The sequence below is a fragment of the Mycobacterium shunyiense genome (genome assembly GCF_058270035.1).
Genome location: NZ_JBZDPT010000022.1, coordinates 292781 through 305119, shown reverse-complemented (window position 1 = coordinate 305119; position 12339 = coordinate 292781). Strand labels below are relative to the sequence as shown.

15 protein-coding genes and 2 tRNA genes are annotated in these 12339 nt (G+C 66.6%); 6 read left to right on the top strand and 11 right to left on the bottom strand.

Annotation, left to right across the window (positions count from 1 at the left end; translation table 11 throughout):
- Positions 1 to 185 precede the first annotated feature (185 nt).
- The 5 genes from AC4ELS_RS16580 to AC4ELS_RS16560 all read right to left on the bottom strand — a co-directional run bounded on the left by AC4ELS_RS16580 (position 186) and on the right by AC4ELS_RS16560 (position 5776).
- Entirely contained in the window at positions 186 to 884 is a 699-nt protein-coding gene (locus AC4ELS_RS16580) for a phosphonatase-like hydrolase (protein ID WP_064885845.1), read from the bottom strand.
- 26 nt (positions 885 to 910) lie between these two features.
- Complete coding sequence (locus AC4ELS_RS16575; protein ID WP_064957318.1) at positions 911 to 2047, bottom strand: TIGR03364 family FAD-dependent oxidoreductase; 1137 nt, start codon at positions 2045 to 2047, stop codon at positions 911 to 913.
- Between the two features lie 88 nt (positions 2048 to 2135).
- The gene (locus AC4ELS_RS16570; RefSeq protein WP_499048187.1) at positions 2136 to 4013 is read right to left on the bottom strand and encodes an alkyl/aryl-sulfatase; all 1878 of its coding nucleotides are present in this window, start codon (positions 4011 to 4013) and stop codon (positions 2136 to 2138) included.
- Between the two features lie 18 nt (positions 4014 to 4031).
- Positions 4032 to 4904 (bottom strand): NAD(P)-dependent oxidoreductase, encoded by an 873-nt coding sequence (locus tag AC4ELS_RS16565; protein WP_499048185.1) that lies wholly within the window; start codon positions 4902 to 4904, stop codon positions 4032 to 4034.
- Positions 4901 to 5776, bottom strand: coding sequence for an NAD(P)-dependent oxidoreductase (locus AC4ELS_RS16560; RefSeq protein WP_499048183.1), 876 nt, complete (start codon positions 5774 to 5776; stop codon positions 4901 to 4903). The genes AC4ELS_RS16565 and AC4ELS_RS16560 overlap by 4 nt, the downstream gene beginning before the upstream one ends.
- A gap of 102 nt (positions 5777 to 5878) precedes the next feature.
- On the opposite strand from AC4ELS_RS16560, the gene AC4ELS_RS16555 reads away from it, so the two are divergent.
- On the top strand, positions 5879 to 6217 hold the full coding sequence (locus tag AC4ELS_RS16555) for a winged helix-turn-helix transcriptional regulator (RefSeq protein ID WP_499048181.1): 339 nt from the start codon (positions 5879 to 5881) through the stop codon (positions 6215 to 6217).
- Between the two features lie 5 nt (positions 6218 to 6222).
- On the opposite strand, the gene AC4ELS_RS16550 is transcribed toward AC4ELS_RS16555, so the two are convergent.
- Positions 6223 to 6723: a metallophosphoesterase family protein gene (locus AC4ELS_RS16550; protein ID WP_064885855.1), complete on the bottom strand. Its 501-nt coding sequence runs from the start codon at positions 6721 to 6723 to the stop codon at positions 6223 to 6225.
- A gap of 64 nt (positions 6724 to 6787) precedes the next feature.
- Between AC4ELS_RS16550 and AC4ELS_RS16545 the strand changes: the two genes are divergently transcribed.
- Both AC4ELS_RS16545 and AC4ELS_RS16540 read left to right on the top strand, forming a co-directional pair.
- Positions 6788 to 7144 (top strand): hypothetical protein, encoded by a 357-nt coding sequence (locus tag AC4ELS_RS16545; RefSeq protein ID WP_064957322.1) that lies wholly within the window; start codon positions 6788 to 6790, stop codon positions 7142 to 7144.
- A 103-nt stretch (positions 7145 to 7247) separates the two neighbouring features.
- On the top strand, positions 7248 to 7661 hold the full coding sequence (locus tag AC4ELS_RS16540; RefSeq protein WP_110916783.1) for a hypothetical protein: 414 nt from the start codon (positions 7248 to 7250) through the stop codon (positions 7659 to 7661).
- Positions 7662 to 7788: 127 nt separating this feature from the next.
- Here the strand turns inward: AC4ELS_RS16540 and AC4ELS_RS16535 are convergent.
- Positions 7789 to 7861, bottom strand: a tRNA-Arg gene (locus tag AC4ELS_RS16535).
- Positions 7862 to 7898: 37 nt separating this feature from the next.
- A tRNA-Ser gene (locus tag AC4ELS_RS16530) sits at positions 7899 to 7990 on the bottom strand.
- 88 nt (positions 7991 to 8078) lie between these two features.
- Here AC4ELS_RS16530 and hisC point away from each other — a divergent pair.
- Together hisC and AC4ELS_RS16520 are read left to right on the top strand one after the other, a co-directional pair.
- Positions 8079 to 9161, top strand: coding sequence for a histidinol-phosphate transaminase (hisC, locus tag AC4ELS_RS16525; RefSeq protein WP_448446219.1), 1083 nt, complete (start codon positions 8079 to 8081; stop codon positions 9159 to 9161).
- A complete protein-coding gene (locus AC4ELS_RS16520) occupies positions 9158 to 9631 on the top strand; it encodes a DUF4334 domain-containing protein (RefSeq protein WP_064885863.1) in 474 nt (157 codons plus the stop codon). The genes hisC and AC4ELS_RS16520 overlap by 4 nt, the downstream gene beginning before the upstream one ends.
- Here the strand turns inward: AC4ELS_RS16520 and AC4ELS_RS16515 are convergent.
- A complete protein-coding gene (locus AC4ELS_RS16515; RefSeq protein ID WP_448446216.1) occupies positions 9628 to 10173 on the bottom strand; it encodes a TIGR03086 family metal-binding protein in 546 nt (181 codons plus the stop codon). The genes AC4ELS_RS16520 and AC4ELS_RS16515 overlap by 4 nt on opposite strands.
- A gap of 19 nt (positions 10174 to 10192) precedes the next feature.
- Here AC4ELS_RS16515 and AC4ELS_RS16510 point away from each other — a divergent pair, with 19 nt between their 5' ends.
- Positions 10193 to 11008, top strand: a complete 816-nt coding sequence (locus AC4ELS_RS16510; protein WP_448446214.1) for a crotonase/enoyl-CoA hydratase family protein — start codon at positions 10193 to 10195, stop codon at positions 11006 to 11008.
- Here AC4ELS_RS16510 and AC4ELS_RS16505 read toward each other — a convergent pair.
- Positions 10995 to 11903, bottom strand: coding sequence for an NAD-dependent epimerase/dehydratase family protein (locus tag AC4ELS_RS16505; protein ID WP_448446212.1), 909 nt, complete (start codon positions 11901 to 11903; stop codon positions 10995 to 10997). The two genes, AC4ELS_RS16510 and AC4ELS_RS16505, sit on opposite strands and share 14 nt — an antisense overlap.
- Positions 11904 to 12338: a hypothetical protein gene (locus tag AC4ELS_RS16500; protein ID WP_064847794.1), complete on the bottom strand. Its 435-nt coding sequence runs from the start codon at positions 12336 to 12338 to the stop codon at positions 11904 to 11906.
- Position 12339: the final 1 nt, after the last annotated feature.

Below are 12339 nucleotides of genomic sequence, written 5' to 3'. Positions count from 1 at the left end.
GAGATTGCACCTCTGGTGGGCGTGCTGCAGGCAGGCGGTGTGCTGACGGGCCGGGGCAGATTGCCGAGCGAGTGTGGCCGAACGTCAAAGGCAGGTTTCTCTTGCGAGAACGGTGCAGAGGGGGCGCGGCGGTCGGGAGGCGCGGCCTGCGACCGACCGCCGCGGGGGCGGTGGAGGGTGGCGGACTACCGGAGGGCTGCCACCAGAGCGGGGAGATCGGCGACGCTGTCGAGGATGTGGGTGGCGCCGGCCTCGGACAGCTGAGCCCGGTTGTGGGCTCCGGTCAGCACGCCGATCGAGGCTCGCGCGCCGGCACGCAGCCCACTGATGACGTCCGAGGAGGAGTCGCCCAGCACGATCATCGAACGCACCGAATCGGTTTCGGTCTGCATCAGCGCGGTCAGCGGCATGTCCGGGTACGGCCGGCCGCGGACGCCCGGGGACGGACACAGCACCACGTCGGCCAAGTTGTGCCAGCCCAGGGCATTGATGATGGCCGACTGGGTCTCATGGGCGAACCCGGTGGTCAGCGCGGTCTTGATACCACTGGACCGCAAAGATGTAATGACATCTTCAGCGCCGGGGATCGGGCTGCAGTTACCCTCGGAGACCAGCTGGGCATAGCAGCGTTCGAACTCCTTGTTGGCGGCCTGCGCCTGTTCCTCGTTGCCCTTGGCCAGGTGCCGGAAGACCACGATCTTGGACTGGCCCATGGTGTCGGAGACGTAGCGCAGCATCTCCTCACGGTCGGCGTCGGTCTTCGACAGACCCGCATGACTGTCGGCGGCCAGGAACGACTGCTGAACCAGCCCGCTGTCCTCGACGGTGGTGCCGGCCATGTCGAAGACGACGAGGCTGATCGGATCAGTTGCTTTGGTACCCATTGGTTTATCCCTTCGGTTTGGATCGTTCAGACGGTGGCGGCGAGTCGGTCCAGCGCGTTGCCGACGCCGGCGTGGGCCAGGCCCATGCTGGTGGTCATGCCGATACCGGTGGTGACGGTGACGACGTGGGTGCCCTCGATGGGCTGCTCGACCAGGAACTCCTGCCCGGGCGCCGAGGTGTAGACGCCCTGCCAGCGCTCGGTCACCTCGATGTCATTGACGCCGAACAGTTTCCGGGCCTCGTCGAGAAGGACGGCAAATCCCTCTTCGGACTGGAACGGAGGTGCGGAGATGTCGCGATAGTGGGTGTCGCCGATCAGCAGTGAGCCGTCGGGCTGCGGGGTGTACATCTGATGCAGGTCGATCGCGAGGTAGTCGGGGTGCTCGGCGCGCAACCGATCGGCGACGGCCGGCGTGCTCGGGAGCCCCTCGAATCCGGAGTACCTCAGCAGCGACCAGCCGGTGAACAGTGGTGCGGGCAGCGCGAAGGCCAGCGGCAGCCGAGCCCGCAGCATGTGGAGCCGGCAGCGCAGCAGGCCGTCACGTTCGGCCAGCTCGGGGAACAACCGGTCGACGTCGTAGTTGACGGTGACGAACGTCGTGCCCGCATGCAGCGGCCCGCGCGAGGTGTGCACCACGCCGGGTTCGAACCCCGAAGCCGCGGTACGCCAATGGAAGTCGACGCCCTCGGATTCGAGCCACCGAGCGATCGACGGGGCGGCGGTACGCGGATCGACCTGTAGGTCATTCGGCAGGTACATGCCGCCGGTGACATCGGTCGGCACCACCGGGATCTTCTCGAGGAGCAGCTCGCGGCTCAGTAGGCGCACCTCGCCGTCCTCGCGGGTGGTGGCGAACTCATCCATCACCGCGAGCTCGTCGTCGTGGCGGGCGACGCAGAACGTACCCGACTCGGCCGACCAGAACCCCGCCTTGCGGGACAGGTCGAGCCAGTGTTGCCGGCCGTTGCGGGCGTAATCCCGCGCGACGCCGGACTGCGCGGTGATGCAGGCGTGGCCGAAGTTCTGGACCGACGCGCCGACGACACCGTCGGCGTGATCGACCACGGCGACGCTCAGTCCCCGCTGATGCGCGTGATAGGCGTGCGCCAGGCCGACGATGCCTGCACCCACGACCACGACGTCGTAGCTGTGTTTTCCCATGCGGACACTGTGGTCCACATCACCGCAACTTGTCAATACAAGTTACGAGTTTTTACCTCGTGTCTATATATGTAAAGTTCTGTTCACCTCACGGCGTGACGATGTTGAAGTCCGGGTCGGGTCGGTCCAGAGCGGCCAACAGCGACGGCAGGGCGTCGGTGTCACCGGTGACCTCGAGGCCCGGTGACGTGGCGTCGCCGGTGGCGAAGGCCAGCAGTCGCAGCTTGTTCGCCAGCTTCACGGTGGTCAGCGCACTCGCCGCGTCGGCGTCGGCCTTGCGGTAGACCAGCACCCCGTTGCGGACCGTCACGCGGTAGTTCGTCGCTGTGTCGAGGAACGTCACGTCGACGGCCAGGTCGAGATCCCAGGCCCGCGGCCCGTTGAGGCTAATGGCGAGGACGTCGAACATCTGCTCGGGACTCAACTGGGCCAGCATCGTCGGCGCGGTGACCTGCCCGACCGTACCGAACTTGCCCTCACGCAACTCAAGAGCGCCGGAGAGGAAGTAGTTGCGCCACGTGGCGTTCTCCGAACCGTAGGCGAGCTGTTCCAGCGTGTCCGCATAGAGCGCGCGGGCCGCGGCGTGCTCGGCATCGGTGAACATCACATGATCCAGAAGTGTTGCCGCCCAGCGGTAATCACCTTCATCGAAGGCCTTGCCGGCCAGCTCGACAACCCGGTCAGGGCCGCCAATCGCGTCGACGTAGCGCGGTGACAGCGCTTCGGGCGGGTGTGGCCACAGGCGGGCCGGGTTGCCGTCGAACCAACCCATGTAGCGCTGGTAGATCGCCTTGACGTTGTGATTGACCGAGCCGTAGTAACCGCGGGCATGCCAGGCCCTCTCCAGCGCGGGCGGCAACTGGAACTGCTCGGCGATCTCGATGCCGGTGTAGCCCTGGTTGAGCTGGCGCAACGTCTGATCGTGCAGGTACGCGTACAGATCCCGTTGCAGCGAAAGGAATTCCACGATCCGTTCCCGGCCCCATGTGGGCCAGTGGTGCGAGGCGAACACGACGTCGGTCCGGTCGGCGAAGGTGTCGATGGCCTCGGTGAGATACCCGGCCCAGCCGTGCGGATCACGTACCAGAGCACCGCGCAGGGTCAGCAGATTGTGGAGATTGTGGGTGGCGTTCTCGGCCATGCACAACGCGCGGAACTTCGGGAAGTAGAAGTGCATCTCGGCGGGCGCCTCGGTCCCGGGCGCCATCTGGAACTCGATCTCGACGCCATCGATGGTGTGGGTCTCACCGGTGCGGCAGATGTCGATGGTGGGGACGATCATCGCGACCTCGCCAGTGGACGTGCTCTGGCCGAGCCCGCACCCGACCTGGCCTTGCGGCCCGCGGTCCAGCCGCCCGCCGTATTGGTAGGTGGCGCGACGGGTCATCGCGGTGCCGGCGTAGACGTTCTCCTGCACCGCGTGTTCGACGAATCCCTCGGGCGCCAGCACCGCGACCTTGCCCGCATCGACGTCGGCCTGGTTGGTGACGCCGAGGACTCCGCCGAAGTGGTCGCCGTGGCTGTGGGTGTAGATGACCGCGACCACGGTCCGGTCCCCGCGATGCTCGCGGTACAGCTTGAACGCGGCCGCGGCCACCTCGGTGGAGATCAACGGATCGATGACGATGACGCCGGTATCGCCCTCGATGAAGCTGATGTTCGAGATGTCCAACCCGCGCACCTGATAGATGCCCTCGACCACCTCATAGAGGCCCTGCTTGGCGCACAGTTGCGACTGGCGCCAGAGGCTCGGATGCACCGACGGCGGCGCCTCACCTTCGAGGAAGGCATAGACGTCGTTGTCCCACACCACAGTTCCGTCCGCCGCTCGCACCACACACGGGTCGAGCGCGGCAATGAAACCGCGGTCGGTGTCGTCGAAGTCGCGCGTGTCATCGAAAGGCAGGCTCGCCAGGTGCTCGCGGTGGGCGGCGTCGATGACGGCGGCCGGTGGCTTCTGCTCCATACCGACGAGCCTGCCACTTCAGAGTGACGGCACGGTCACGCTTGCCGGAATGATCCGGCTGATCTCGTCTCCCCCGTGCCCCGCGTCGACCGCCGCGTCCACGTAACCGCGGAAGGCTTCCAGCGCGCCTGCGTCCAGACCCGCCGCCTGCGACGCAGCGATCAGGTGCCGCACCGAGGCGGCCACCGAGGACACCGAGGCGCCGGCGTCGCCGTGACGGTCGTCCTCGACGCGTTCGGCGATCTCGCCGAAGATCGGCGGCAGGATCGCGGCGATGTTGTTCGCGTGCGGCAGCAACTCGGTGGGTGGGATGCCATGCGCACCCGCCATCGCGAGGGCATGCACGAACCCGCTGACCGAGGTCCAGAACACATCGAGCAGGGCCATGTCGAAGGCCGCGGCCCGACCCACATCTGCGCCGACCCAGCTGACCGTCGCCAACGCCTCGAGCACTTCCCGGTGGGCGTCGAACACGTCGCGCGGCCCGGCGAGAAGAATGCTCGCGCTGCGGGTTCCGATGGTGTCGGTCGGCGTCATGATGGCCCCGTCCAGATAACGTCCGCCGCGTGCGATCACCAGGTCCTCGGTGCGCTGCGCCGTATCGGGGATATCTGAGGACAATCCGATGACCGCCCGGCCCGCGAGTGCGTCGCCTGCCGCAGTCAGCACCGCGTCTGCGGCCGACTGATCGACGACGTTGACCAGGACGAGGTCGCCGGCCGCGGCCGCCAGCGCGGGTGTGTCGGCCCACAGCGCGCCGCGGGCACGGAGCGCGTCGGCCTTGGCCGCTGTCCGATTCCACACGGTAGTGCGGTGTTTCGCAGCCACCAGCGCGCTCGCGAGCGCCTGGCCCATCGGTCCGAGACCGAGCACGGTGACGGTGGTGGTCATGCGGCCGCCCTGTTCTTGATGCTCTCGATGATGCGGGCGAAGCCGTCGTTGCCGTGGCCGGCCTCGATCTGCCGGTGGATCAGCCGTTGCACCATGTCGACGACTTCGGTACTGATCCCCTGGTCCCGGCTGGCGTCGACGATGTCACTGAGATCGGAGAAGTGCAGACTCTGCTGGCCGGGTACCGAGTAGTCGCCACCGTCGATGACGGTCGCGTACCCGGCGATCGCGGGCATCAGGGCCGGCAGCCACGCGGCCGTGCGGGCGGCGAACTCCTTCGCAGGCACTCCGGCCGCTCCCACCATGGCGGCTCCGTGTGCGAATCCCGCGAACATCACGTACATGGCCGACAGCAGCGCCAGGTCATACAGCGACGCCAGGCCCGCATCGTCCCCGAAGTACTCAGTGCTGCCCCACAGTTCGAAGAGCTCGCGATGGTCTTCGAACAAGGCGGCCGAGCCGCTGTAGAGGATCGCCGACTGCGGCGTCGCGATCATCTCCGGCGTCGCCATGATGCCGCCGTCCAGATAGTCGGCACCGTGGGAAGCAACCCAGCGAGCCAATTCGCGCGCACCATTTGGGGATGTGGTGGTCAGGTTCACCACACGGCGGCCGGCCAGCAGGTCCACGACGGGTTCGAGAACCTCACGCACCGAAGCCTGGTCGAACAGGCAGACCACGATCACGTCCGCGTCGAGCGCCGCAGCCGGATCTGCCGCAGCGGTGGCTCCTGCCTCGACGAGTGCGGCGGTCCGTGCAGCGGTCCGGTTCCAGACGACGGTGGGGTGGCCCGCCTTCACGGCGGTGTCTGCCAGGGCTGAACCCATCTCACCGAGACCGAGAAAACTGATCGTATGGCGTGTGGTTGTCATGCCACCATCGTTGGAGAGACACTGACCACCCGACAAGTACCCACTTAAAAGTGGGATACTTACTTTTTCGAAACTATTGGCCCTGAGCAGGGAGAATCTTCGATGGCCCAACTGGGCAAGTACACCTGCGGACTCGATGCGGCATTCGCCGTGGTGGATGGCAAATGGAAACCGCTGATCCTCTGGGAGCTGCAGGAAGGCCCGAAACGATTCAACGCACTGCACCGAAGCCTGCCCGGGGTGTCCCAGAAGATGCTGACCCAGCACCTCAAGGAACTCCAGCGGCACGGCGTCGTACATCGGGAGAGCTATCACGAGGTTCCGCCGCGGGTGGAGTACTCCATGACGCCCGCGGGCCGGGAGCTACTCGAATCCCTTGAACCACTCGGAGATTGGGCCACCAAACACATAGAGCTGATCTGCACGGGAGAGGCGAGCTAGCCGCATCACGGCCGATCCAGCGTGTGCAGGCTGACGTCCGACAACACGCCCGAGGCGATACGTGCCGTCATGTACGTGCAGTACGGCTGGCGACGCCGGTCCGTCGGCGATCCCGGATTCAACAGGCGCAGACCGGTTTTCGCGGTGGTATCCCAGGGGATGTGACTGTGGCCGAACACCAGGACGTCGGTACCGGGATAGTCGCGGGCCATCCGGGCCTCCCGACCTGTGGCCGCACCGGTCTCGTGCACGACGGTGAATCGCAGCCCGTCGAGCGTCACGTCGGCACGCTCGGGTAGTCGCCTGCGCAACTCGGCCCCGTCGTTGTTGCCCCAGCAGCCGATCAGGTGCGCCGCGCGTGAACTGAGCGCGTCGAGCAGTGCGGGGTCGACCCAATCACCGGCGTGGACAACGACATCCGCCTGGTCCACCTCCTCCCACACCTGAGCCGGCAGATCCTTGGCGCGCTTGGGGACATGGGTATCGGCGATCAGCAGCAGCCGCATGCCAGCCGAGCCTACGTGACCGATACCGGTGAGCCCGGGATCTCGTACCGCTTACACTCCGACCATGGATCTACTACGCAACGTAGTTGTTTATGCGCATCTCATCGGTTTCGCAGTCATGGTCGGCGCCTGGATCACCGAGGCCGCAGCCCGACGCTTCCTGATCACCCCGGTGATGACCTACGGCATGGTGCTGTCGCTCGTCACCGGCATGGCACTGGCCGCGCCCTGGCCCGCCGGCATCGTGCTGAACTACCCCAAGATCGGCACCAAGCTGGTCATCCTGGTGGCGCTCGGTGCGGTGTTGGGCATCGGCACGGCACGGCAGCGTCGAGCGGGCGGCCAACCGGTCATGGCACTCTTCATCGCCGCGGGCGTGTTACCCCTGCTCGCGTCGGCGATCGCGGTGCTCTGGAACTGAGACCCCGGGCCCGAACCTGAGCTGAACCTGAGACGTTCCCGTAAAGTTAACTGGCAAACAACTTTTGTCGGCAGGTACGGGAACGATGGGTCACAGACACGCCATGGCAACCGCCAAGGTCATGCGCACGGCGGCATTCACCGGATGCGCTTCACCACACGGTGACATCCGGGTGCGCGCGCGCACGCGTCCCGCAGAATCGGCGCGTCAGACCCACCACGGCGCGTTCGAGCAGCCGCGGAAGCGCCGCTACATCGGGCAGCTGAAGAGCTCGACATCCACGGTGGCCGGCCGGTCACCGTGGATGAACGATCGCGTCACCGTGCTGCGCGGGTTCCTCGCAGAGTTGCACGGGCTGCATCTGCCGCCCGAACTCGCCCGGGTCCAGGTGGCCGGCCACATCGAACTACTGGTCTCCGTGCTGCGGCTGGACCGCCAGAGCGCGCGTCAGTTCGTCACCGACGACGTTCTGCGCGAGATGGCGGTCGACATCGCCACCGCCGTCGCTTCCGACTGAGGCTTCGCCCCTGTAGTCGCCGAGATCGACGCCAGGGTCGCTGTCTCGCAAGAAGCACAGCCCTGGTGTGGATCTCGACGAAAAAAAGCGAGGCGCGGTCCGCAGACCACGCCTCGCTTTTTCAGAGTGCGCCCGAAGGGATTCGAACCCCTAACCTTCTGATCCGTAGTCAGATGCTCTATCCGTTGAGCTACGGGCGCCTAGCGTTATTCAGTTGTGCGGTTGACAAGTCAACCGTGGCGGAGGCGAGAGGATTTGAACCTCCGGTCCCCTGTAAGGGGGACAACTCATTAGCAGTGAGTCCCATTCGGCCGCTCTGGCACGCCTCCTTCGAACTTCTGTGAGGGTACCGGACTCCGTCCTGTCGCCCGAAACCGCCGAGGGCACACAGTACACAGCCTCCCCTATTCTGGCCAAGTGAGTATCCGTTTGCGCCCCGAAATGGCCGACCTCCCGGCGTACGCACCAGGCAAAACAGTTCCAGGCGCAATCAAGATCGCGAGCAACGAAACCGTGCATCCGCCGCTTCCCAGCGTGCGCGAGGCGATCGTGCGAGCCACCGAGAACATCAACCGCTACCCCGACAACGGGTACCTTGACCTGCGCGAACATCTGGCCAAGCACGTGGGTTTCGCGCCAGAGAACATCGCCGTCGGCTGCGGTTCGGTGAGCCTGTGCCAGCAGTTGATACAAATCACATCCGCTCCCGGCGACGAAGTCGTGTACGGATGGCGCAGTTTCGAGATCTATCCGCTGCAGATCCGCACCGCCGGCGCGACGGGCGTGCCGGTGCCGTTGCGTGACGAGACTCACGATCTCGACGCCATGCTCGCGGCGGTCACCGACCGCACTCGGCTGATCTTCGTCTGCAATCCGAACAACCCGACTTCCACCGTCGTCGAACCCGAGGCGCTGGCCCGGTTCGTGGCGGCGGTGCCCGACGACATCCTGATCGTGCTCGACGAGGCCTACGTGGAGTACATCCGCGACGGGCTGCTGCCCGACAGCCTCGGTCTGGTCCGCTCGCATCGCAATGTCGTTGTTCTGCGCACCTTCTCGAAGGCCTACGGGCTGGCCGGTCTGCGGGTCGGGTACGCCGTCGCCGATCCGGAGATCGTGACCGCCCTGGGCAAGGTCTACGTGCCCTTCAGCGCCACGAGCGTGTCCCAGGCCGCGGCCATCGCCTCGCTGGAGGCCGCCGACGAACTCCTGGCCCGCACCGACGCTGTCGTCGCCGAGCGCATCCGCGTCAGCGCGGCCCTGCGTGAAGCCGGATTCACGCTCCCACCGTCGCAGGCCAACTTCGTCTGGTTACCTTTGGCCGAACGCACGCTGGACTTCGTGGCCAGGGCCGCCGACAACCTCCTCATCGTGCGCCCGTACGGTGAGGACGGCGTGCGGGTCACCATCGGAGCCCCGCACGAGAACGACGCCTTCCTGGAATTCGCCACGCGTTGGATCGCGGGTGACGCCGGGACTCGGACAGGAGAGACGAAGTGAACGGTGTACGCGGCACGTTCGACGGATTCGTCAGCCGCGAGGGTCAGATCCCCGACGCCGAACTCGACGCGTTCTGGGCGCTGCTGCGGCCCGCGAGCATCGACTTCATGCTCGGCGAGTGGAAGGGCGGCGAATTCCAGACCGGCCACAAGGCGAACGGATTCATGAACCGGCTCAACTGGTTCGGCAAGACGTTCCGGTCGGCCGCCGAGGCCCAGCCGCTCGTGTGCCTGGACGCCGAGGGCAATAAGTTCTCCAACACGGAGGCCATGAACGGCGAGGCCAGCCTGTGGCTGGAGGAGTTCCGCGGCGAGGTGACCGCGACCATGGTCTACGACGGCCGTCCCGTGCACGACCACTTCAAGGTGGTCGACGACAACACCGTCGTCGGCATCATGAACGGCAAGGGCGCGGTCGACACCACCTCGGGGGCGGCTCGCTACCTGTACTTCTACCTGCAGCGCGTCTAACCCTGCGGCCGGCGGCCGGTGAAGGCCAGCAGCTGGTCCAACACCGGCGCCCCATCGCCGATCTCGACCGGATCGTCGAACCCGGCGCGCACCCGCCCGTCGGGCGTGATGATTCCGCGCGCCCACTCCAGGACACGCTGCGGTTGATCATCCGACACGTCGACCGTCTGTCCGGTGGCCGCGGCGTAATCCCAGGCGTGCACCAGGAATTCGAGTGACAGGATCCGGGCCATCATCCGCGCCGGGGCCTCCCCCGGACCGAACGGAACGGTGCCGTCCACTCCGCGTCGGCGCCAAGCCGCCACGGCCGGGCGCGCCGCGCTGAGCACCTGCTCCTCCACCGAGGTGTCTGGGTTGCGTTCGGGGAGCTGCGCATCGGCCGCAGAGCCGATCAGGGTGATGGAGTTCAGCAGGTGGTCCGTCAGCCCCGCCACGTCGAACTCGCGACACGGTGTCGGACGGGACAGATCGTCCGCAGTGATGCCGCTCAGCACGCGTTGCAGCACGTCGAGGGTGGCCTCGGCGCTATCGAGTTCATCCATACTCGGTAGTGTCCACTCCATGTCTGACACGTACGAGTCCGTTTCCGTCGAGATCAAGGACTACGTCGCCCAGGTGACGCTGTTGGGTCCCGGCAAGGGCAACGCGATGGGTCCGGCGTTCTGGGCGGAGATGCCCGACGTGTTCGGTGCTCTCGACGCCGACCCGGACGTACGCGCGATCGTGCTGACCGGCTCGGGCAAGAACTTCAGCTATGGCCTGGACCTGCCTGCCATGGGCGCGACGATGCCGGGACTGGACGCCGGCGCGAAGGCCCGGGCCGATTTCCACACCACCCTGCGCAGGATGCAGGGCGCCATCACCGCTGTCGCCGACTGCCGCACCCCCACCATCGCGTCGATCCACGGCTGGTGCATCGGCGGCGGCGTCGACCTGATCAGCGCGGTGGACATCCGCTACGCCAGCACCGACGCCAAATTCTCGGTGCGCGAGACCAAGCTGGCCATCGTCGCCGACGTGGGCAGCCTGGCCCGCCTGCCGCTGATCCTGTCGGACGGGCACCTGCGCGAGCTGGTTCTGACCGGTAAAGACGTGGACGCATCGCATGCCGCGCGCATCGGTCTGGTCAACGACGTGTACGACGACGCCGATGCCTCATTGGCGGCGGCGCACGCCACTGCCAACGAGATCGCCGCCAACCCGCCGCTGACCGTCGCCGGCGTCAAGGACGTGCTGGACCAGCAGCGCACCGCCAGGGTGGCCGAGAGCCTGCGGTACGTGGCCGCGTGGAACTCGGCGTTCCTGCCGTCCAAGGATCTGGCCGAGGCGGTCACCGCGATGTTCCAGAAGCGCCCGCCGCAGTTCACCGGGGAATAGGCGTCCAGCCGAGTTCGGCCTTGGCTTTCGCGTTCGACAGCGGAAGCCACGCCTGCCCGAACGCGGTCGCCGGGTACGAGGCGACCAGTCCTACCAGCCGGTGCGAGATCGGCACCGGTGGCGGCCTGTGTAGCTTGCGGCTGAGCTCCCTGGCGTAGTCGCCGAAGGACTGCGGGCGGTCGTCGACGATGTTGTAGATCTGCCCGCCCCGGCCCCTGTCGAGGGCGTCGGCGGTGGCCCGGGCGACGTCGTCGATGTGTACCCAGGACAGGACTCCCGGACCGGTCAGTGCCGGCAGGGCCCACCACTTCGCGAGCCGGTGGAACAGTTCGTCGTGGATCACCCCAGGCCCGTAGAAGACGCCGTAGCGCAACACGATTCCCTCGGTGCCGCTGTGTTCACCCGAGCTCAACACCGTGCGTTCCATGCCACGAAGCGCCTCCAGGAACTCGGCGCCGTGCGGCGGTGGCGGCCCCGGGTAGGGATCGCTCTCGTCGATCCGGGGCGGCCCGTCTGCGCCATAGCCGTAGGCGAAGATGACCGATTCCGCGACCACGCGGCGCACGCCCGCACGTTGGGCCGCTGCCACCAGGTTCGGCGCCCCACGACTCCACAGTTCGGTGGCGGGGCCGAAGTCCTTGGGGCGCTTCGGACCCCACTTCGGCAGTGTGGTCAGCAGGCTCACCACCGCCTCCGGTGCGAATTCGGCCAGCACCGCGTCGATCTGGCCCGTATCGAGGACGTCGGCCACCACCGGTTTGGCACCCTCGGCGGAGATCTGGGCGGTCTTGCCCGACGAGCGGGTCACCCCGATCACCTCGTGACCGCGTGCGGTGAGCTCCCGCAGCAACGGGATTCCCGGGACACTGGTTGCACCCGCCACCAGGACACGCATCTATGGTTCTCCTGCCTCTACGTTGAATTTCTGGTCGGACATGCTGATACGTAAGGCAATTGCCAGTAGCACCGTGGTCAGCACCAGACCCGCAGCTTCCAACCAACCCACCCAGTTGCCTGCGGCGTGGTTGGTGTCGATCAGGTGACTCAACGAATGCAGGACCCAGTGCGCGGTGGCGAAGGCCAGCGTGGGCACGCGCCAACGCGGCCACTTCAGCGCCGCCAGCATCATCAGCCCGAGCGGTAACTCGAACGAGGCGTTGTCGAGGATGTAGTGATCGTTGCGTGTGCCGAACGCGCCAAGGGTGTCGAAGAATGTGCCCGGCGCGAACAACATGAACAGACCGAGGATCACCGAGTAGGCGCCGAACACGGCGAGGACCACTTCGGGGTAGCGCCGGGTCTGCGGCACCGGCGGCGCGGCATTGGCCATG